Raw genomic sequence first — 19,253 nt, 5'->3', positions numbered from 1 at the left:
AAAGCGGCTGGCCCACGTGGGCCAGCCGCTTTTTTATTCTATCAGAAGCCAACCGACTCGGATGGCAAGCTAGTTAGAGGGCAATTTCAGGCTTGGGGTGCTCACCTTCCTGACCGTCTTCGTTGACGGGCTTGGTAACAGCCTCCGCGTCGTCGAACGCAGCAGCGTTGTCGGCAGCCTGCTTTTGCGAGCGGGCAGCAGCTTTCTCAGCTTTCGTAGCCGATTGGGCGGGAGCAGCGCCGCCGTTGAAGCTGGCTTTCAGCTCTTCGATGTCCACGTTTTTCAGAACGGGGGTGAGGAGCAGTTGCTTGATGATGCGCTGCTTGTTGTTGGCGCGCGCAATGTTCTTGCGGTGCTTGCGCTTCAGTCGGGTGACGGTCATATCCGGGTCGGTTAAGTCTTTTTGTAAAGGAGGGGCAAAAGTAAGTCTTATTTTTGAAACCCAAAATACTCCTTTCGTCTTCCTTACCTTCCGGCTCCCTTTAGAGTCGCCCGCGCTATGTCTGCACCCCTGATTGATTTACGCTCCGATACCGTCACCCGCCCCACGCCCGCCATGCTGGAGGCCATGTTCCGGGCCTCCGTCGGCGACGATGTATACGAGGAAGACCCCACCGTGCAGGCGCTCGAGCACGAAGCCGCCGCCCGGTTCGGGCTCGAAGCCGGCCTGTTCTGCCCCTCCGGCACCATGACCAACCAGATTGCCATCAAGGCCCACACCGAGCCCTTAAGCGAGGTGGTCTGCGAGCAAACCTCCCACATTTACCTGTGGGAAGTGGGCGGCATTGCATTTCACTCGGGCGCTTCGGTCGCCCTGCTGGCCGGCGACCGGGGCCGCCTCACCGCCGCCCAGGTGGAGGCGGCCATCCGGCCCGTGAACGTGCATTATCCCACCACCAGCCTGATTTCGCTCGAAAACACTCACAACCGCGGCGGCGGCAGCTGCTACGAGCTTTCTGAGATTGAGGCTATTGCCGAGGTGGCCCGCCGCCACCAGATTCCGCTCCACCTCGACGGGGCCCGCATTTTCAACGCGCTGGTGGCTACCGGCCAGCCCGCCACCGAGTACGGCCGCCTGTTCGACACAATTTCGGTGTGCCTGTCGAAAGGGCTGGGGGCGCCCGTGGGCTCGGTGCTGCTGGGTTCCAAGGCCTTCATTCAGAAAACCAAGCGGATCCGGAAGGTGATGGGCGGCGGCATGCGCCAGGCCGGATACCTCGCTGCCGCGGGCCTTTACGCCCTGGAGCACAACGTAAGCCGCCTCGCCGACGACCACCGCCGGGCCCGGCAGCTGGCCGCCACGCTGGCCGCCCAGCCCTACGTCGACTTCGTGATGCCCGCCGACACCAACCTGGTTATCCTCCGCTTACGCGACGAGATGCCGGCCGAAAAATTCCTGGCCCACCTGGAAAGCCAGGGCATCAAGGCTTCGTCGTTTGGTCCGCAGATGATTCGCTTCGTCACTCACCTCGACGTCGACGATGCCATGGTTGCGCGCCTGGAAGCTGCCCTGACTGCCATTCCAGCCTAAGCCGGCGTTGGCGCCGGGGGCCGCTTCTGGCTGGTGCCCTCGGCGCTGACGGCTGGCCGTTTATCTTCTTTATTTTTTTCTGCCTGTCGATGTCTACTGCTTCTCCCCTACCCCCGGAGTATTCTGCCGCTCTGGAGCACCTGCGCCAGGCCGACCCGGTGCTGGCCGCCATCATGGCCCAGGGCCACGTAGTGCAGCCGGCCGCGCACGAGGATTTGTACCTGGCCCTGCTGCGCGCCATCGTCAGCCAGCAGATTTCGACGAAGGCCGCGGCGGCTATCTGGCGCAAGGTGCAGGCGCTGTTTCCGCCCGACGGCTACCCCGAGCCGGCGGCGCTTTTGGCCTTGACGGAAGAAGACCTGCGCACGGCCGGCATTTCGCGCCAGAAGGCGGGATATCTGCACGACATTGCCCGCTTTGCCCAGCGCGACGAGCTTGACCACGCCCGCCTCAGTCAGCTCGACGCCGACGCCTTCACCCAGCACCTGACCCAAATCAAGGGAGTAGGCCGCTGGACGGCCCAGATGCTGCAGATGTTTGCCCTCGACCAGCCCGACGTGTTTCCCGAAGGCGACCTGGGCGTGCAGAATGCCATGCGCCGGCACTACGGCCTGGAGCAAACCGGCCGCGCCCTGCAGCGCCGCATGACCGAAATTGCCGAAGCTTGGCGCCCCTACCGCAGCATTGCCAGCAAGTACCTCTGGCGCTCCTTGGACAACACCCCGGCCGAGTAACGGCTAGCCCGCCGCCAAGCTTCAGGGATTTTCGTTTTCTTCCGGAGTTTCGGCGGCTGGGCCGGCAGCCCGCTTCTGGTCGAGGTAGGTGACGACCATGGCGACGAAGATGGCCACGAACGGCACGCAAAAGCCGAACAGCAGCCACCGTGTCAATGACCGGTCGTTCATGTGGGCAATGTAGGCCGTAACCAGGGCCGAGAACAAGCAGGGAAAAAACAGGGCAACAGCGAGGGCAGAATCCATACCGGCGGTAAAACCGCAAGTTATTGGAAGCGCTTGGGAATGTTGGCCAGTTGCGAAGCCGGGCTCCACTCCGTGGGCTGCAGGTTGGGGTAAAACCACCCGGCACCCTGCTCCAGCCAGCGGCTGCGGTGCCGACGCGCACTTTCCGGGGAGTAGTCGTTGTAACCGAATTCGGCGCCGCAGCACTCGCAGAAGGTGAAGTCGGGGGTGCGGTCGTCCTGACCCCAAGGGGATTCGTCGTACGCTAAGCCGCACACGCGGCAGTACCAGAGGCTCATAACGGGATAAGTAGCTAATAGTGTTTGCATAGGGTAGAGTAGGAAAAGGTGAACGGTTTAGCGCACTTTGCCGCGCTTCACCAGATAGGCATACAGCACCTTATCGAAGGGCTCCCGGATGTCGACCGGCACAAAGTCAATCTTATATTGCCCGCACCGCAGGGCCAGTTCGTGCTCGTACTGGCGCATGGCGGCGCGGTACTGCTCGCGCACCTGGGCCGGCTGGAGCTTGATCTGCTCCCCGGTTTCGACGTCCTCGAACAGGTAAGGCCGCTCGGCAAAGGCAAACTCCGACTCGGTGGCGCGGTCCATGATGTGAAACAGCAGCACTTCGTGGTGCTGGTGGCGCAGGTGCTGCAGGGCCGCTAAGCTCTGAGTCTGCTCCTCGGGGTTGCGGCCGAGCATGTCGGAAAACAGGACAACCAACGAGCGTTTGGGAATCTGCTGGGCAATCTGGTGAATGACGCCAGCCACGTCGGTGGTGGCGCGCTGGGGCGCGGCGGGGCGCTCCAGCAGCTGCTGCAGGGTCAGTAGCAGGGTGTGGCGGTGGGCGGTGGTGGAGCGCACCGGGGTCTGTAGCTCCACCTGGTTGGCGAAGGTGACCAGGCCCACCGCGTCGCGCTGCTTCTGCAGCAGCGTGGTGAGGGCCGCCGCGCAGAGCACGGCGAAACGCAGCTTGTCGTGGCCCGGGGCGGGGTAGTACATGCTCGGGCTCACGTCGAGCAGCAGGTGGCAGCGCAGGTTGGTTTCCTCCTCGTAGCGCTTCACAAACAGCTTATCGGTGCGGGCAAACACCTTCCAGTCGAGGTGGCGGGTGCTTTCGCCGGGGTTATAGAGGCGGTGCTCCGAGAACTCAACGGAGAAGCCGTGGTAGGGCGACTGGTGCAGGCCCGTGATAAAGCCTTCCACCAGCTGCCGGGCCAGGAATTCCAGATTCTCAAACGAGCGGACAGCAGCCAGATCCAGCGGTTGGGCCATAAGGCAAAATATTAAAAAAATTGAATAAAAGCCAAATCCTACTGTGGTGGAGCGGGCGGGCTAAAGTATAGACTGGATTTTATAAAACGGGCTGCATAATGCCGGCCCGTTTGTCTGCGGCGGACTATTGATTTCATCCCCGCGTAGCTTAACAAAGATAGCCAGGGATTTGACTAAAAAATTAGACCTTAAAATTTTTATATACAGCCAGATCGATTTACTTTGGGAAGCAATTCAACAATCTTGGAATAACTCAACCCATTGTAGGCCCGTGGAAGACCGTCACGATCAGGAAGAAATTTACTCCCAACGCATTAAAGCTGGTAAGCGCACGTATTTTTTTGACGTGAAGGCAACGCGGGGTCAGGATTATTACCTCACCATCACGGAAAGCAAGCGCAAGCTGCGCGACGACGATACATTCTCGTACGAGAAACACAAAATATTCCTGTACAAGGAAGACTTTATCAAGTTCGTGGATGCCTTGCAGGATGCCGTGGACTACGTGCGCGAAGAGCTGCTCACCGAAGAGGAAGTGGCCGAGCTGGACCGCCCCCGCCAGCCCTACGACGACCAGCCCTACAACGGCAACGGCCGCGACGACAACTACTAATCCCCTCGCCTAGCGAAACAAGCATTTACTACCTCTCAGACTCTCTTTTCTTACGCGCGGCGTGCCCCGGCTAATTGGCTGGAGCGCGCCGTTTGCGCGTCCGGGCGGGGGAAGGCTAATTGCGCCGCGGCTTTCCCCAAAATCAGCCGTACCTTTGCCCCTCGAATTGTGCCAACCGGCCCAATTTCACCATTTCCTAACTTCACAACTTCACTTATATGGGTCTCCGCTGCGGAATCGTCGGCTTGCCGAACGTGGGTAAGTCCACGCTGTTCAACGCCCTTTCGAACGCCAAGGCCGAATCGGCCAACTATCCTTTCTGCACCATTGAGCCCAACGTGGGCGTGATTACCGTACCCGACGAGCGGCTCCAGATTCTGGAGGCCCTCGTGAATCCCAAGCGGGTGCTGCCAACCATCATCGAGTTCGTGGACATTGCCGGCCTGGTGAAGGGCGCTTCCAAGGGCGAAGGCCTGGGCAACAAGTTTTTGGCCAACATCCGCGAGGTCGACGCCATCATCCACGTAGTACGCTGCTTCGACGACCCCAACATCGTACACGTGGCCGGCGGCGTGGACCCCGTATTCGACAAGGATGTTATTGACACGGAACTCCAGCTCAAGGACCTGGAAAGCGTGGAGAAGAAGCTCCAGAAGTCGGAGCGCTCGGCCAAGGCTGGCGACGCGGCGGCTAAAAAGGAAGTAGCCGTGCTGCAGCGCTTCAAGGCCGCCCTGGAAGGTGGGCAGAACGCCCGCGCCGTGCAGGCCGACGAAACGGAGCTCGAAGCCGTGGCCGATTTGCAGTTGCTCACCATCAAGCCCGTGATTTACGTGGCCAACGTGGACGAGGCCAGCATTGCCACCGACGGCAACAAGCACGTGGCGGCCCTGCGCGAGCATGTGAAGGCCGAAGGCGCCCAGGTGGTGCTGGTCTCGGCCGCCATTGAGGAGCAGATTGCTGACATGGAAGACCCCGAGGAAAAGGAAATGTTTCTGGGCGAGTACGGCCTCACCGAGTCGGGCCTGAACAAGCTCATCCGCGCCTCCTACGAACTGCTGAACCTGATTACCTACTTCACCGCCGGCGTGCAGGAAGTACGCGCCTGGACCATCCACCGCGGCGACAAGGCCCCCCAGGCGGCCGGCGTCATCCACTCCGACTTCGAGAAGGGCTTCATCCGGGCCGAGGTTATCAAGCTGCCCGACTACCAGGAATACAAAACCGAGGTAAAAATCAAGGAAGCCGGCAAGATGGCCGTGGAAGGCAAAGACTACGTGGTGCAGGACGGCGACATCATGCACTTCCGCTTCAACGTATAAATTAAATGCAGGCCGGTTCTGGCTTCGCCTTTCCGCCAAACAAAAAGCCGCCACTCCTTGGGAGTGGCGGCTTTTTGTTTGGCATAATAGCAACGGTACGAGCTACTTGCCCACGACTTTAAACAGCGACCCGGCAGGCAGCTTGTCGGTCAGCTTCATGCCGTTGAGGATGGCCATTTCCTCGCGGCGGGCACTGGCGACGCCGTTGGCAGCCAGAGCCGAAGACAGCGTAGTGCTGGTTTTGACGCTCTTAATGTGCACTTTCTCCACCTGCCGGTTCAGCTTGCTGGCATCGGTCAGGCGGGCGTAGCCCTGGGCCACGCTGGAGAATGTGGGAGCGTAAGCGCTGAACGTAGAGGGTGCCGTAAGGCCGACGATGGCGAAGATGCTCTTGCCGTCCTGAATCAGATAGGTCAGCACGTGGGCGCCGACGGCCTGCTGCCCGCTCTGGTCCTGAGTTATCTGGTCGCCTTCGAAGGCCAGGGCCGGAAAGCCGTTGATGGTCGTGCTCTGGGCGTTGGCCGACTGCATCCCGAGCTGCTTGGCCAGGCCCTGGGCGGCTTCGTTGAGCGAGGAGCCCGCCGTCCCCAAGAATACAATCAGCGCCTTGCCGTTGGGCTCAGCCATCTGAAACTGCTCGGGTGAGTTCTGGGTTTTCCAGCCGCTGGGCACGGGCAGGCGGAACTTGAGGTCGGGGTGATAAAATGCGCCGCCTTCCACAAAGCCCTGGCGGGGATCCTCGCCGAACGGTAGTCCTTCGATGGAACGCAGATACGAGTCCCGGTTCACGTTGAGCTTGGCATTGCCGACCTGCTGCCGGGCCTGAGCGGCGAGGCCTTTCACCCGGGTGTACCGGTCGGCCGAGTTGGGGTGAGTGCTCAGGAACGTAGGAATGCCGCCGGCCCCGGTTTGCTCCTCGGTGCGCTGGAGCGTCTGGAAAAAGTCGGCCATGTAGGAAGCGTCGTAGCCGATTTTAGTCGAATACTTCACCCCCAGGCCGTCGGCCTCATTCTCGGCGTCGCGGCCGTATTTGAGCAGCCCCAGGCCCACCACCTGCTGGGCCACGCCGCCCACCGACTGCATGATGCGCGGGGCCACGATGGAGCCCAGCAGCATGCCGATGCCGGCCACGGTGCTGCGAGTCTGCTGCTTCTGACCGTGGCGGGCGGTGATGTGGCCAAGTTCGTGGCCGAGCACCCCGGCAAACTGCGCCTCGTTGTTGAAGTAAGCCATGATGCCGCGGGTGAAGTACACGTGGCCGTCGGGCGTGGCAAAGGCGTTGATAACCGGCGAGTCGACGATGGTAAAGCCGTAGTCGCCGGGGCGGTCCGACACCTTGTTCATCTGCTGGCCCTTGGTATCAATCAGGCTTTGCAGCTTGGCGTTGTTGTAGAGACCGAACTGGGCCAGTACGGCCGGGTCGGGCTTGGGTCCCTGCACGGGGCGCATGCTCCAGCCGGTGGGCGTGTGCCAGCTGGCCCGCCAGGCGGCGGCGTCCTCAGTCCGGGGACTCACGGCACTGCTCAGCGGCAGCAGCAGGGAAGAGAGCAGGGCGCTGCCCAGCAAACGACGAAAAAGGGAGGAGTTCATAGTCAAAGAAGCGGCTCTGACCGCGTAAGGAGGGAGAGAATGAGCTTGCAACGGCGGGGCTGCGCCAAGGGTTGCGAAGCCGGAAAGCTGGCCCTGGTGCGGTGGTTTCCGCGGGCCCGACCAACCGGGTATGCTAAAAACCTGCCAGACTGCCCGTCCCCGCCGAACCAGCGCAGGCAGGCTACTTGCCCACCATCTTGATCAGGGAGCCGGCATTGACCTGCTCGTTGAGCGGCATGCCGTTGAGGATGGCCATTTCCTCGAGCCGGGACTCCGGCACGCCGTTGGTGACCAGCGCCTGGCGCAGGTTGCTGCGCAGCTTCAGAGTTTTGACGCGCACGTGCTCGGGCTGGCGGTTGAGCTTGTCGGGGTCGGTGAGGCGGGCAAAGCCATCCATGGTAGTGCTAAAAACCGGCTGGTAGCCGGCAAAGTCGGCGGGGGCGGCGGCCCCGAGCAGGGCGTAGATAGTCTTGGTGTCCTGGATCAGGTAGACCTGGGTGCGCACGCCGGCCACCTGCTGCCCGGTCTGGGGGTCTTGTTGCACTTGGTCGGCCACGAAGGCCAGGGCCGGAAAGCCGCCCACGGTGAGCCGGCGCGAGTCGGCGGGCTGGAGGCTGAACTGCTTGACCAACGCCTGGGCGGCCTCGTCGAGGGAAGCGCCGGGGGCCAAAGTCAGCATCATCAGAGCCTTGCCGGCGGGGTCGGCCATCTGAAATTGCTGGGGCGTATTTTGGGTTTTCCAGCCGCTGGGCACCGGAAAGCGAAACTTGAGCTCGGGGTGGTAAAAGGTGTTGTTTTCCACGAAGCCCTGGCGCGGATCCTCTCCGTACACGATGCCGTCAATCAGGCGCAGGTACTGGTCCCGGTTGATTTTCAGGTTTTTCGGGTTGCCGTTCTGCTGCTTCCACTGGTCGGCCAGCTCGTGCACGCGGTTGTAGCGGTCCGCGGGGTTGGGGTGGGTCGAGAGAAAGTCAGGAATGGCCGGGGTGCCGCTTTTCTCCTGCTCCCGCTGCAGGGTCTGGAAGAAGTCGGCCATCTGGGAGGCGTCGTAGCCGATTTTGCTCGAATACTGCACGCCCAGCTCATCGGACTGGCTTTCGTCGTCGCGGCCGAACTTGAGAAACAGCAATTGCAGGCCCTGGGAGGCCTGCTCGCCGAACTGGGCCAGCTTGGGCGAGGCAATCATGGCGCCCATTAGCCCCACCTGCCCGATAATGGCGTTGGTTTGCTGCTTGGCCGAGTGCCGGGCCGTGACGTGGCCGATTTCGTGGCCCAGCACGCCGGCAAACTGCGCCTCGTTGTTGAAGTGGGCCATGATGCCCCGGGTGAAGTACACGTAGCCCCCGGGGATGGCAAAGGCATTTATCACCGGCGAGTCGACGACGCGGAACTGGTAGGTCAGGTCGGGGCGGTGGGAAATGGCGCCCATGGCCTTGCCCTTCTCGTTGATGAAGTTCTGGATCTTCTGGTCCGGGTAGAGGCCGAACTGGGCCGTCACGGCCGGGTCCGACTGCTGGCCCATGGCCAGCTCCTGCCCTTTCGAGACGAGCATTATCTCTTTTTTGCCCGTAACGGGGTTGGTAGAACAGGCGCCGGCGGCGAGCAGGGCGGGAACGAGCAGGAAGCGTGGTTTCATAAGCGAAGGGCAGGAAGATGGTTGCTTTGCAACGCCAGCGCTCCGGTTTGGTTACGCCCCGGCCCCGCTTACCGCTGCCGGCTGTTGATGTCGATGGCCTGGTAGCCGATGAGCAGGTCGGCGCGGGTGCCGGGCGGACGGTAGTACACCAGCAGGTCGTACTGGTTTTCGGTTTCCTGGTGGCTGCCTTCGAAGTAGACCCCGTCGGGCACCGCCCCGGGCTTGGCTACCACGTAGGTGTAGTTGTAGTAGCCCTGTTTGAGCAGAACCTGGGCACTGTACTGCTGGGTTTCGGGGTCGTAGCTCATCCTAAACTCGTCCTTGAGCTTCCAGTCGGTGAGGGCCCCCAGGATGTAAACCGGGCCGGGGGCCTGCTGCTCAGCCCGGAGCTGGAAGGTCACGTTGGCGTAGTCGCCATTGGTGGCGCCGTTGCCGTACTCCCGGTTTTCGAACACGCGCTGCCCGTTGATGTCGTCGTACTGGGAGTAGGCCTGCCCGTTGCGGGTGGTTTCGGGGGTCAGGGCCACGCTGCGCGGCGACGTATTCGGGTCGAGCTGGGCCATGCCGGCCCCCATTACCCGCAGGGAGCGCAGGTCGAAAAAGCGGAACTCGTTGCCGGCGGCAAAGGCATTTTCGAAGTTGAAGTACTGGTACTCCAGGCGGCGGTCGGCGTCGCGCACGAAGGTGGGGCGCAGGTTGTACTTGGCGTTGTCCCAACGAAAGTTCTGGCGCAGCATCACCTTCACCTCCTGGGCCGGGTTGACCAGGTTCAGTCCCCCGTAGTTGATGGCAAAGTCGACCTGCTGCATCGTGTACCGCTCGGCACCGGCCACCGGAATGCCCTGCCGCAGGCTCACCTCCACCTGGTTTTCGTAGACCAGCACCCGGCGGCTGAGCACCGGCACGCCGCCCTGGCTCTGGACCAGCAGCAGGTAGTTGCCGCTGAGCTTCACCCGGGGCATCTGCAGGCGGTAGTGGTAAAACGGCACTTTTGTGCCCACGCCGGTGCGGTAGTCGGTGATGAGAAACTCATTTATCTCGCTCAAAAACTGCATGTCAGTCAGCACCGAAGGCTGCCAGTTAGCGTCGCAGTGCACGAGCTTGGCCGTGAAGCGCTGGGAAGTCGAGCCCAGCAGGTCGAACTCCAGCGTGACGGGCTGGCCCTGGCTCAGCGGCACTACCGGCGGCTGAAACACCTCCGTGGGCTGGCCCGTGGCCACGTAGCACTGCACCGAGCGCACGTCAGGGTTGTAGACGTAGTCCTCGTAGCGGATGGTTTTGTCGGCGTAGTAACCCGGGGCGGGCTGCTGGCTGGCGGGGCGGCGGGCGGCGTTGGGGTCGGTGATGGGCGTACCCAGGGGCACGCAGGCGGTGGCCAGCAGCAGGGCGGCGAGGGGAAGCAAACGAGGCATAAGGGCAAATGTAGCGGGAACTTCGGCTTCGCGGAGTGGTGGCGGGGCCGCCCAGTTGCTTACGCGCCCCGCCCCGGCCGGGGTTGGCGGCCGGCCCCCGGTTGGGGCTGCCCCCGCAAATTCCTTTTACCTTCGCCCCGGCCCGCTTGGATGCGCGGGCCTTTTCCCATCAACTCCACGGTAAAACAACTATCCTGATGCCAGAAAAAGGAACCGTCAAATGGTTTAACGACGCCAAAGGCTTCGGCTTCATCACCCCCGAATCCGGTAAAGAGGACGTCTTTGCCCACCATTCCAACATCCTGGGCGAAGGCCGCAAAACTCTCAACGAGGGCGAGCAGGTAACCTTCGAAACCGTGATGGGCCACGGCGGCAAGCAGGAAGCGGCCAACATCACCCGCAGCCGGTAACCACCCCGCTTCGTCCGAAAGCAAAACACCAGCGGCGCTGCCTCCCTTGTCGGAAGCAGCGCCGCTGGTGTTTTAGGGGCAGAGCCAGTTGAGGCGCCTACATCAGTTCTTCCCAGCGCTTGGTCTGGGCGGCCAGCTCTTTTTTCACCTGCTCAAACTTGAGCGTGGCGTCCTTGAGCTGGGCGGCGTTGCCGTAGATGCCAGGGTCGGCGAGCTGGGCTTCGTACTGAGCCAGCTCCTTTTCCAGGCTCTCAATGCGGGCTTCCACCTCGGCCAGCTCCTTTTTCTGCTTGGAGCTGCTGGGCGAGGCCGGGACCGTTTCCTTCACCGGCTCGGGCTTAGGCAGGGGCTTGGGGGCCGACGGCGAGGGCAGGCCGGCTTTCTTGGCCGCCTTCTCCCGGTCTTCCTGCCAGAGCTCGTACTCGGCGTAGGTGCCGGGGTATTCCTTGAGCTGGTAGTCCTCGATAAACCAGATCTTGGTGGCCACGTTTTCCACGAAGAATCGGTCGTGGCTGATGACGATGAACGTGCCCTCGTACTGCTCCAGGGCCTGGATCAGGATGTTTACCGACTGCATGTCCAGGTGGTTGGTCGGTTCGTCGAGGAGCAGGAAGTTGGCCTCCGAAATCAGGGTTTTGGCCAGCGCCACCCGGCTTTTCTCGCCCCCGCTGAGCACCTTGATTTTCTTGTAGACCTGGTCGCCGGTGAACAGGAACGAGCCCAGCACCGAGCGTAGCTCCATGTCGTTGCGCTTGGAGCCGGCCTCGCTCATTTCCTGCAGAATCTCGTTGTCCACGTTCAGACTTTCGAGCTGGTGCTGGGCGTAGAACGACATGATGACGTTGTGGCCGAGTTGGTGGTTGCCGGCCGTGGGCGCCTCCTGCCCCGCCACCAGGCGCATGAGCGTAGATTTTCCCTTGCCGTTGGCCCCAATGAGGGCAATTTTGTCGCCCCGCTCGATGTGCACGTGGGTGTCGCGGAAGATGAGCTTCTCGCCGTACTTCTTGCCCACGTGCTCCATGCGCAGGATGTGGCGGCCGGGCTGCACGGTGAAGTTGAACTTGATGTTGACCTTGGCCGCGTCGCCGGCCACGTCTTCGATGCGCTCCAGCTTGTCGAGGGCTTTCACCCGGCTCTGGGCCTGCTTGGCCTTCGAGGCTTTGGCCTTGAAGCGCTCAATGAAGCGCTCGGCCTGCCGGATCTGGGCCTGCTGGTTTTCGAAGGCGCCCTTCTGAATGGCGTTGCGCTCCTCTTTTTCTTCGAGGTAGTACGAGTAGTTGCCGGCGTACTGCACCAGCTTGCCCCCGGTCACTTCCACGGTCGTGTTGGTGGTGCGGTCCAGGAACTCCCGGTCGTGGGAGACGATGATAACGGCGCCCTCGTAGCTGGACAGGTAGTTTTCAATCCACTTGATGGAGGGCAAGTCCAAGTGGTTGGTGGGTTCGTCGAGCAGCAGCAGGCTGGGCTTCTGGAGCAGGATCTTGGCCAGCATTACCCGCATGCGCCAGCCCCCGGAGAAGGTTTTCAGCGGCTTCTGGAGCTCCTCGGTGGTGAAGCCCAGACCTTCCAAAATTTCCTCCGCCTGAGCCTGCATGGTGTAGCCGCCCAGGGCCTCGAAGCGCTCCTGCGCGTCGGCCAGCTTCTCGACCAGGTCGTCGGTGTAGTTGGTTTCGAACTCAACCAGGATTTCGTCGATGCGCTTTTGCAGGTTCAGGGCTTCCTCGAAAGCCTGCATGGCCACCGTGAGGATGCTTTCGTGGGTGTCGTAGCTGAGCAGATCCTGATTCAGAAAGCCCAGCGTAACGTCCTTGCTCATCGAGATGGAGCCGCCGTCGGCCTTGTACTCGCCCACCAGCACCCGCAGCAGCGTCGATTTGCCCGTGCCGTTGAGCCCGATCAGGCCAATCTTGTCTTTGGGCTTAATGTGGAGGTTGGCCTTGTCGTAGAGCGTACGGGAGCCAAAATGGAAATCAAGGTCGTTAATCGAAATCATCCTGCTTTGCTATGAAGTGGCAAAGGTAACTCATTCGGGTGAGGCGCGGAACGACCGGGCGGAGATACTTCCTGGGGCCTTCCTTTCGGGCTGGTTGGCCCTGCCCCTCGGGGCTCCCATCCGCAAAACATAGTGAAAAACCTAATCATCCGGCGGCCCGCAGGTTCGTATAAGGTCTTATTCGCGTACTCTTTACCCTCATCCATTTGCCTTTTTCTTCCTTGATTCCCGGCAACGATGAGGACCGCTTACGGGCGCTGCACCGCTACCAGGCCCTCGGCCCGGCTCCCGAAGCCCTTTTCGACGACTTCGCGGCCCTGACGGCCAAGCTTTTCAGCGTCCCCATTGCGCTGGTTTCCTTTGTCGAGCGGGACCACGTCTGGTTTAAGGCCAACTTCGGACTGCCCGGCCTGAGCCAGGCGGCCCGGTCGACCTCGCTGTGCTCCGTGTCGATTCTGCACGAGCAGGGCACCGTGTTTGAGGACCTGCACACCCGACCCAGCACCCAGATTGACCCGCGCCTGGTGAAGCAGCTTCAACTCGGCTTCTACGCCAGCCACTGCCTGCGCACCCCCGACGGCTTCAACATCGGGGCCCTGTGCGTGCTCGACTATCAGGCCCGCCCCTTCTCCTCCGACGAGCGGGAGCTGCTCGAACACTTGGCCACTACCCTGCTGCTGCTGCTCGAACTGCGGCGGACCGGCACCGAGTCGACTGCCCTGGGCCGACCCGCCCCAGCCCTCAACCTGCTCGACAGCCTGGCCCTGCTGGCCGACATCGGCAGCAGCGGCACCACCGTCGACCGGCACGGCAACCCCGTGGGCACCCCCGCCATTCACCACGAAGCCGCCCAGCTCGCCGACCGGCTCAACCAGCTCCTGCAGACCGCGCTGGCAAGCTGAGCTCCTCCACTACCGGCCGTTTCACCCCGGACACCCGCGGCCTCTGACCCAGGCCGGCGCCGGGTGGCGGCACCGCTGTCAAGCGAGAAGTAGTATCTTTAAGACTGCCGCCCGTTGGTGGTCGGGCAAGGCGAAGTTGCTGGCCCGTCCCGATTCACCCCTGCTCAGGATGTCCGACTTTTTTCAAGTGCTCGGTTTCGTAACGGACCTGCTTTTCCTGGGCACCACCGGGGAAAAGTCGTCCCCGCGCCCCCGGTCCGCCTGGGTTTCGCTGCTGCTGCTCCTGGAGTTGACGATCCTGCTGCTAGGCCTGCTGGCGTTGAGCAGAGCACCCGGGCAGCTGGCCCCGGCGCTGCTACTTCTGCTGCCGGCCAGCCTGCTCGCCGCCCTGCTGATCTACGGGCTGTTTCGCCTGGGGCTGGTCGATACCCTCACCGTGCCCGGGTTCCTGCTGCTGCTCACCTCCCTGACGCTGCCCCTGACCGGAGGGCTGTATTTCCTGCTCCAGTAGCCAGCCTACGCCTCGCGCGCCGTTTCTGCCGGATCTTCACGGTTTTCCGGGCCACCCTGCTACTTTTGAGCCTTACCACCGCCGCTGGTTGTGGGTGCCCTGTGCCAAGTCGGCCCCCACCCCGCTCCTCTCCGTAGATTCTCGCATGAAGTACCCAACCCTTGCCGCCGCGCTGCTTCTCACCCTGGCCGCCTGCCGCTCCGAGCAGGAATCGGCCAACGGGGGCCGGCCGGAAGAGCGGATTCCGGCCGCTGTGAAAGCCGAAACGTCCTCCACCGAAACTGTGGGCGCCACGGCCCGCAGCCACGCCTATTTGCGCCGCCTCTACCAGCAGCAGGGCCGCTACTACGCCGCCGTCGACTACATCCAGTTTCTCGATGGCCAAGCCGCCGTGGCCGCCGCCCGCCGCCGCGGCGACGCGCTGGCCGAAGTGGTGAAAGGCGACACGGTATACTCCGTTTTCAACGACTACTACATCATCAACGACAGTCCGCGCCTGCGCACCTTGCCCCTGAGCGCGTCGGCTACCGTCCGGCTCTGGCGCATGGGCGGGGAGCTGAGTCAGTACCTGACCACCCCGGCCGAGCTGCGGGCCAAAAGCCCGGACTTTCTGCGCGCCACGCCTTTCATCGTTGAAACCCAGGACGGCGTGATTATCAGCCTCACCCAGCAGTTCATTCCGTAGACACTTTCAACGACCTGCTTGACGCCGGCTGGGAACGGTCGGCGGCTAGCCCACAAACGGGGGCCGGAACTGCGGGACTTGCCGCAGCTTGGTAGCCTGCTCGTAGGCGTAGGCTAGCCCCAGTAGCGGCCCTTCGGCGTAGGCGCCGCCCACGAACGACAAACCCACCGGCAGCCCGTGCGCCTGGCCCATGGGCACCGTCACGTGGGGGTAGCCCGCCATGGCCGCCGGCGACGAAAACCCGGGCCCGCCGCCCCCGTCGCCGTTGATCAGGTCGATGCAGCGGGCGGGGCTGTTGGTAATGGCCACCAGCGCGTCGAGCTGCTGGGACTTAAGCGCCGCGTCGAGAATCTGCTTGGCCCCCTCGTGCGACTTGCGGCGGGCGGCCACAAATTTCGGGTTGCTCAGGCCATCGAGCTTCTGCGAAGCCTCCAGGATTTCCTGCTGGAAGAAGGGCATGACCTTGGTCTTGTTGCGGGCGTTGAAGGCAATAACGTCGGCCAGGGTCTTCACCGGAGCCTGGGCCGAAGCCAGGTACCTGTTCACGCCGTCCTTGAACTCGTAGAGCAGCACGTCGTACTCGGCGGCTCCCAGCGCGTCAATCGGCTTGTCCACTTCCACCTCCACCACTGTCGCGCCCTGGGCCCGGAGCACGGCCAGCGCCGCCTGCAGCAGGGCCACGGCGTCGGATGAGCCCTGCAGGTGGTTTTTCTCTACGCCCAACCGCTTGCCTTGCAGCGCGTCAGTCTTCAAAAACGGCGTATAGTCAGTCAACGCCCGGCCGGTGCTTTCCCGGGTTACGGGGTCGGCGGCATCGGCGCCGGTGAGGGCGCCCAGCAGCAGGGCCGCGTCGCGCACGGTGCGGGTCATGGGTCCGGCCGTATCCTGGGTGGCCGAAATCGGGATGATGCCCGTCCGGCTCAGCAGGCCCACGGTCGGCTTCACGCCCACAATGCCCGAGCACGAGGCCGGCGACACCACCGAGCCGTCGGTTTCGGTGCCAATGGCCAGCGCGCACAGGTTGGCCGCCACCGCCGCCCCCGAACCGGCACTGCTGCCGCTGGGCGTGCGGTCCAGGATGTAAGGGTTTTTCGTTTGCCCACCCCGGCTGCTCCAGCCGCTGGTGCTGCGCGTGGAGCGAAAGTTGGCCCACTCGCTCAGGTTGGTTTTACCCAGCAGCACGGCCCCGGCCGCCCGCAGCTTTTGCACGATAAACGCGTCCTGGGCGGCCCGATGCCCGGCCAGGGCCAGGGAGCCCGCGGTGGTCTGCATCTGGTCGGCCGTGTCGATGTTGTCCTTGATCAGCACCGGAATGCCGTGCAGGGGCCCGCGGACCTTGCCCGCCCGCCGTTCCGCATCCAGCGCGTCAGCCAGGCTCAGCGCCTCCGGGTTCAGTTCGATAACCGAGTTTAGCTTCGGCCCGTTTTTATCCACGGCTTCGATGCGCCCAAGGTAAAGTTCGGCCAGGCTGCGGGCCGAGTGTTTTCCGCTGCGCATGAGTTCCTGGAGCTGGGCCACGGTAGCTTCGCTGAGCTCGAACTGGTCGGGGCCAGCGCCCGGAGCCGCCGGGTCGGCCGGCTTGGAATCCTTGGTTTCGGAGGCGCAGGCGCCGAGCGTGAGCGTGGACAAGGCCACCCCGGCTAGGCTGCCGGTGCGCAGAAAAAGTCTTCGGTTCATACGGTGGGAATGGGAGCAGGTGCAGGAGCCCGGTAAGATAGCGCCGCCGGTCAGTTTTTCCGCCGCCTCCGCGCTTGATTTCCCCGGCGGCGCGTTTTTTAACTACCTGCGTCCGCCGCGGAAGTCCCCTTGTTCTTGTTGCGCTGACACTTCTCCCCGCAGTACTTGACCTCGTCCCAGCAGCTGCGCCACTTCTTGCGGTACTCAAAGGGGCGGCCGCAGGTCAGGCACAACTTGGTGGGCAGGTTGCCCTTGGTGAGCTTGGCGGGCAGGGAAGCAGCGGCGCGGGCCATAGAAAACGGGGCAGGTTCAGGTCAACAACTTCGGACTGCACCGAAGGTTATCGACGGCCACCCCGACTGCCGGGCTACTGCTGCTCACTGATTTTGCGGGCCAGCTTTTTCGGGGCCCCGATGCTGTTGAGCAGCCCACTGACCAGCCCCTGCCGCCAGAGCGAAAACACCGACACGCGCAACTCCCGGCGGCTGTCCATCTGCCCCACCTTCAGGTCCCGGCCGTCCCGGCGCGGGTTCTCGTCCCGCACCACCAGGCCATTGAGCAGAGAGGAGCCGATTTTGGTGAATATCGTCTTGTGGTCGGCCCCGCCCTTTTTGCTAAGCAACGTCAGCTTCAGGTCGGAGTAGCGGGCGCGCATGGTGCCGGTGATGCCCTGGCGGTCGGCCCGAAACTGGATGGTGGCCTGCTGCACGTTGCCACTGGCGAAGCGCACGTTGCGGCTGGGCTCGGTCATGGAGTTGAGCACCGTAATCGGGCCGGTGCCGAACGTAGCCCGGCCCCAGTGCGCCCCGTTGGGATCGAGCAGGGGCAGCCAGATCTGCAGGTCGGCCCGCCAGCGGTTGGCAACGTAGCCCGAAGCGCGTGCCACGGCCGGGTGGGCCGCCGACATCAGCCGCGGGTCGTTGGTCAGGTTGCGCAGCGTGCCGTTCAGGCGGTTGAAGGTCAGCGTACCGGCGCGGCCACTGGCCGGCGACAGGTAGCTGGTGCGCACCGTGGCCTGGGTGATGGTTAGCAGCCGCACGTTCAGGCGCAGCGGGAGCCGGCCCAGGCGCTCGGGTGTCACGATGGAGGGCTTGGGGTTGAGGGGAAAGTTGCCGTCCCCGTCGATGAGCACCATCGGTCGACTCAGCGTCACCTGCTGGGCCAGCAGGGAGCCGTGCAGGTCCAGGGCGGCAAAGTCCAGCCCCACTACCCGCAGTTGGGGCAGGCGCAAGGTTAGGTTGGGTGCTTGGTGCCCTTTAAGGCGGTTGACGCCCGTGGCCGACATGGTGGGTACCAGCAGCAATCCGCGCACGTTCAGCGTGCCGGGGCGGGTATCCAGGTCCAGGGCGTCGTAGCCCCCGCGGTAGACCGGCGCACTAACGCGGGCCGTGACGGCCCCGGTGTGCGCCTGCCAGGCTTCGGCGTAGAACACCCGCGTTGGGTCGAAGGCTGCCGCCTGGTCGATGCGCAGGCGGGTGCCGGTGAGCGAAATGCCACGCACGGTGGGGCGGGAGTTGACGCCCGCCACGCGCACGTTGCCGCGGGTCAGGCGCACGTGGGCCAGCGTGAGCCGGCGCAGGTAGGGTGCCACCAGCTTGTAGAGAGCCGGCGGGGGCTGTTGGGGAGGCGTGAAAGTGAGTTGGGGCGCCTCCACCAAGACCGAGTCGAGGCGCAGCTGCCGACGGGCCAACTCATTGGCTCGCAGCCCGGTCAGAAGCAGCTGCGGGAGCCGCAAATCCACCTTGGGCAGCTTTTCCCGCAGGCCCTGGGGCCGCAGCGGCCGGATCCGCACCGAGTCCAGCGTGAGCCGGCCGGTGGTAGTGCTGAACTGCCCGCGCCCCAGCGCCACGGCGTGCTGTGCGGCCCGTCCGGCCACGCCGGCCACTTGCAGCTGCCCCGCTTTGGCGTAACCAACGCGTTGGGTGTCGGCGGCTCCGGCGGCGGTGAGCAGCACATCCTGGAGGGCGAAGTCGGCCCGGCGCAGGCTGGCCTGGGGTCGGCGGGCGGGACCATAGGCCGCCTGCAGCTTCTGCACGCCCACGTAGCCCAGCGCCAACCCCGCCAGCCGGCCGGGCAGGCGCTGGTGCAGGGGCCGGGCTGTAGCCGAGGACGGCGGCAGATGCAGCACCCGCAGTTGCACGCCGGTCAGCAGCACCGTATCGACGGGCACCACCTGCCCGCGCAAAGCCGCCCAGAGCCCCACCCCCGACACGCGCAGCTGGCTGACGTTGGCCAGCAGGCGGGGCAATGCCGTGGTATCGGACCAGCGCCGCTCATCTTTGACCGGCCGCAGGCGAAGGTTGCGGAGCCGCACGGAGCGGTGCCAGAGGCTGGTGCGCAGTTCCCCAATTTGCAGGCGGTAGCGGCCCTGGGTCTGGGTGGCTACCTGCTTTTCCAGGGTGCGGCACAACCAGGGGTCGAGCAGCAGCAGGGCGGCTACCACCAGCACGGCCAGCCCGACCAGGATGCCTCCCACCCAGCGCAGCCACTTGGGCGGCCGCTGGACTCGCGGCGGTTCTTCGAGCATCGTACTAGGGGAAGTTGGGGAAGACACAGCGAAAAACAGGTAAGCCGCTTCTAACGCAGAACGGGCGCGGCGTGGATGTGGGCCGGGGCTGCTAGTGGCTTCCCCGCAGTATGTACCCGTTTGCGGCCCGCAGGTTTAACCAGCCGGGGCCGCCCAACGCGGGCGAGCCGGCTCCTTGTGGCGGCAACTGCCCTTGAAGTACCGGAATAGG

At 63.7% G+C, this 19,253-nt stretch carries 19 protein-coding genes; 8 read left to right on the top strand and 11 right to left on the bottom strand.

Annotated features, from left to right (window positions below; all coding sequences use genetic code 11):
- Nucleotides 1-73: 73 nt before the first annotated feature.
- The gene (locus EWM57_RS16875; protein WP_129922328.1) at nucleotides 74-382 is read right to left on the bottom strand and encodes a hypothetical protein; all 309 of its coding nucleotides are present in this window, start codon (nucleotides 380-382) and stop codon (nucleotides 74-76) included.
- Between the two features lie 117 nt (nucleotides 383-499).
- Between EWM57_RS16875 and EWM57_RS16870 the strand changes: the two genes are divergently transcribed.
- Together EWM57_RS16870 and EWM57_RS16865 are read left to right on the top strand one after the other, a co-directional pair.
- Complete coding sequence (locus tag EWM57_RS16870) at nucleotides 500-1,531, top strand: threonine aldolase family protein (RefSeq protein ID WP_129922327.1); 1,032 nt, start codon at nucleotides 500-502, stop codon at nucleotides 1,529-1,531.
- An 89-nt stretch (nucleotides 1,532-1,620) separates the two neighbouring features.
- Nucleotides 1,621-2,265, top strand: coding sequence for a DNA-3-methyladenine glycosylase family protein (locus EWM57_RS16865; RefSeq protein WP_129922326.1), 645 nt, complete (start codon nucleotides 1,621-1,623; stop codon nucleotides 2,263-2,265).
- A gap of 21 nt (nucleotides 2,266-2,286) precedes the next feature.
- Here EWM57_RS16865 and EWM57_RS16860 read toward each other — a convergent pair whose 3' ends face one another.
- From EWM57_RS16860 to EWM57_RS16850, 3 genes are read right to left on the bottom strand one after another with little or no spacing between them, the layout of a single operon-like run.
- A complete protein-coding gene (locus EWM57_RS16860; RefSeq protein ID WP_129922325.1) occupies nucleotides 2,287-2,511 on the bottom strand; it encodes a hypothetical protein in 225 nt (74 codons plus the stop codon).
- A gap of 20 nt (nucleotides 2,512-2,531) precedes the next feature.
- Nucleotides 2,532-2,819 (bottom strand): hypothetical protein, encoded by a 288-nt coding sequence (locus EWM57_RS16855; RefSeq protein WP_207218341.1) that lies wholly within the window; start codon nucleotides 2,817-2,819, stop codon nucleotides 2,532-2,534.
- Between the two features lie 27 nt (nucleotides 2,820-2,846).
- Nucleotides 2,847-3,767: a DUF58 domain-containing protein gene (locus EWM57_RS16850; protein ID WP_129922324.1), complete on the bottom strand. Its 921-nt coding sequence runs from the start codon at nucleotides 3,765-3,767 to the stop codon at nucleotides 2,847-2,849.
- Nucleotides 3,768-4,038: 271 nt separating this feature from the next.
- Here EWM57_RS16850 and EWM57_RS16845 point away from each other — a divergent pair, with 271 nt between their 5' ends.
- Together EWM57_RS16845 and ychF are read left to right on the top strand one after the other, a co-directional pair.
- Nucleotides 4,039-4,380 carry a DUF3276 family protein gene (locus EWM57_RS16845; protein WP_129922323.1) on the top strand — a complete coding sequence of 114 codons (342 nt, stop codon included), beginning with the start codon at nucleotides 4,039-4,041 and terminating at the stop codon, nucleotides 4,378-4,380.
- Nucleotides 4,381-4,598: 218 nt separating this feature from the next.
- On the top strand, nucleotides 4,599-5,699 hold the full coding sequence (gene ychF / locus EWM57_RS16840; protein WP_129922322.1) for a redox-regulated ATPase YchF: 1,101 nt from the start codon (nucleotides 4,599-4,601) through the stop codon (nucleotides 5,697-5,699).
- Nucleotides 5,700-5,801: 102 nt separating this feature from the next.
- Here the strand turns inward: ychF and EWM57_RS16835 are convergent, their stop codons facing one another.
- The 3 genes from EWM57_RS16835 to EWM57_RS16825 form a co-directional block, all read right to left on the bottom strand.
- Nucleotides 5,802-7,289 carry a M48 family metalloprotease gene (locus EWM57_RS16835; RefSeq protein WP_129922321.1) on the bottom strand — a complete coding sequence of 496 codons (1,488 nt, stop codon included), beginning with the start codon at nucleotides 7,287-7,289 and terminating at the stop codon, nucleotides 5,802-5,804.
- A 181-nt stretch (nucleotides 7,290-7,470) separates the two neighbouring features.
- Nucleotides 7,471-8,925, bottom strand: a complete 1,455-nt coding sequence (locus tag EWM57_RS16830) for a M48 family metalloprotease (protein WP_129922320.1) — start codon at nucleotides 8,923-8,925, stop codon at nucleotides 7,471-7,473.
- A 68-nt stretch (nucleotides 8,926-8,993) separates the two neighbouring features.
- Entirely contained in the window at nucleotides 8,994-10,337 is a 1,344-nt protein-coding gene (locus EWM57_RS16825; protein ID WP_129922319.1) for a type IX secretion system plug protein, read from the bottom strand.
- A 197-nt stretch (nucleotides 10,338-10,534) separates the two neighbouring features.
- Between EWM57_RS16825 and EWM57_RS16820 the strand changes: the two genes are divergently transcribed.
- Nucleotides 10,535-10,747: a cold-shock protein gene (locus EWM57_RS16820; protein ID WP_129922318.1), complete on the top strand. Its 213-nt coding sequence runs from the start codon at nucleotides 10,535-10,537 to the stop codon at nucleotides 10,745-10,747.
- Nucleotides 10,748-10,844: 97 nt separating this feature from the next.
- Here the strand turns inward: EWM57_RS16820 and abc-f are convergent, their stop codons facing one another.
- Entirely contained in the window at nucleotides 10,845-12,740 is a 1,896-nt protein-coding gene (gene abc-f, locus EWM57_RS16815) for a ribosomal protection-like ABC-F family protein (RefSeq protein WP_129922317.1), read from the bottom strand.
- 206 nt (nucleotides 12,741-12,946) lie between these two features.
- On the opposite strand from abc-f, the gene EWM57_RS16810 reads away from it, so the two are divergent.
- The 3 genes from EWM57_RS16810 to EWM57_RS16800 all read left to right on the top strand — a co-directional run bounded on the left by EWM57_RS16810 (nucleotide 12,947) and on the right by EWM57_RS16800 (nucleotide 14,838).
- Complete coding sequence (locus EWM57_RS16810) at nucleotides 12,947-13,642, top strand: GAF domain-containing protein (protein ID WP_129922316.1); 696 nt, start codon at nucleotides 12,947-12,949, stop codon at nucleotides 13,640-13,642.
- Nucleotides 13,643-13,811: 169 nt separating this feature from the next.
- Complete coding sequence (locus tag EWM57_RS16805; protein ID WP_129922315.1) at nucleotides 13,812-14,153, top strand: hypothetical protein; 342 nt, start codon at nucleotides 13,812-13,814, stop codon at nucleotides 14,151-14,153.
- A 145-nt stretch (nucleotides 14,154-14,298) separates the two neighbouring features.
- Nucleotides 14,299-14,838 carry a hypothetical protein gene (locus EWM57_RS16800; RefSeq protein ID WP_129922314.1) on the top strand — a complete coding sequence of 180 codons (540 nt, stop codon included), beginning with the start codon at nucleotides 14,299-14,301 and terminating at the stop codon, nucleotides 14,836-14,838.
- Nucleotides 14,839-14,883: 45 nt separating this feature from the next.
- On the opposite strand, the gene EWM57_RS16795 is transcribed toward EWM57_RS16800, so the two are convergent.
- The 3 genes from EWM57_RS16795 to EWM57_RS16785 form a co-directional block, all read right to left on the bottom strand.
- A complete protein-coding gene (locus EWM57_RS16795; protein WP_129922313.1) occupies nucleotides 14,884-16,515 on the bottom strand; it encodes an amidase in 1,632 nt (543 codons plus the stop codon).
- 98 nt (nucleotides 16,516-16,613) lie between these two features.
- Entirely contained in the window at nucleotides 16,614-16,808 is a 195-nt protein-coding gene (locus tag EWM57_RS16790) for a DUF2256 domain-containing protein (protein WP_207218340.1), read from the bottom strand.
- Nucleotides 16,809-16,882: 74 nt separating this feature from the next.
- Nucleotides 16,883-19,042, bottom strand: a complete 2,160-nt coding sequence (locus tag EWM57_RS16785) for an AsmA family protein (protein WP_129922312.1) — start codon at nucleotides 19,040-19,042, stop codon at nucleotides 16,883-16,885.
- Between the last annotated feature and the right edge of the window lie 211 nt (nucleotides 19,043-19,253).

The sequence above is a fragment of the Hymenobacter persicinus genome (genome assembly GCF_004167665.1).
GTDB classification, from domain to species: Bacteria; Bacteroidota; Bacteroidia; order Cytophagales; family Hymenobacteraceae; genus Hymenobacter; species Hymenobacter persicinus.
Note: the sequence above shows the minus strand (reverse complement) of the source record. Positions and strands in the feature narration are given on the sequence as shown.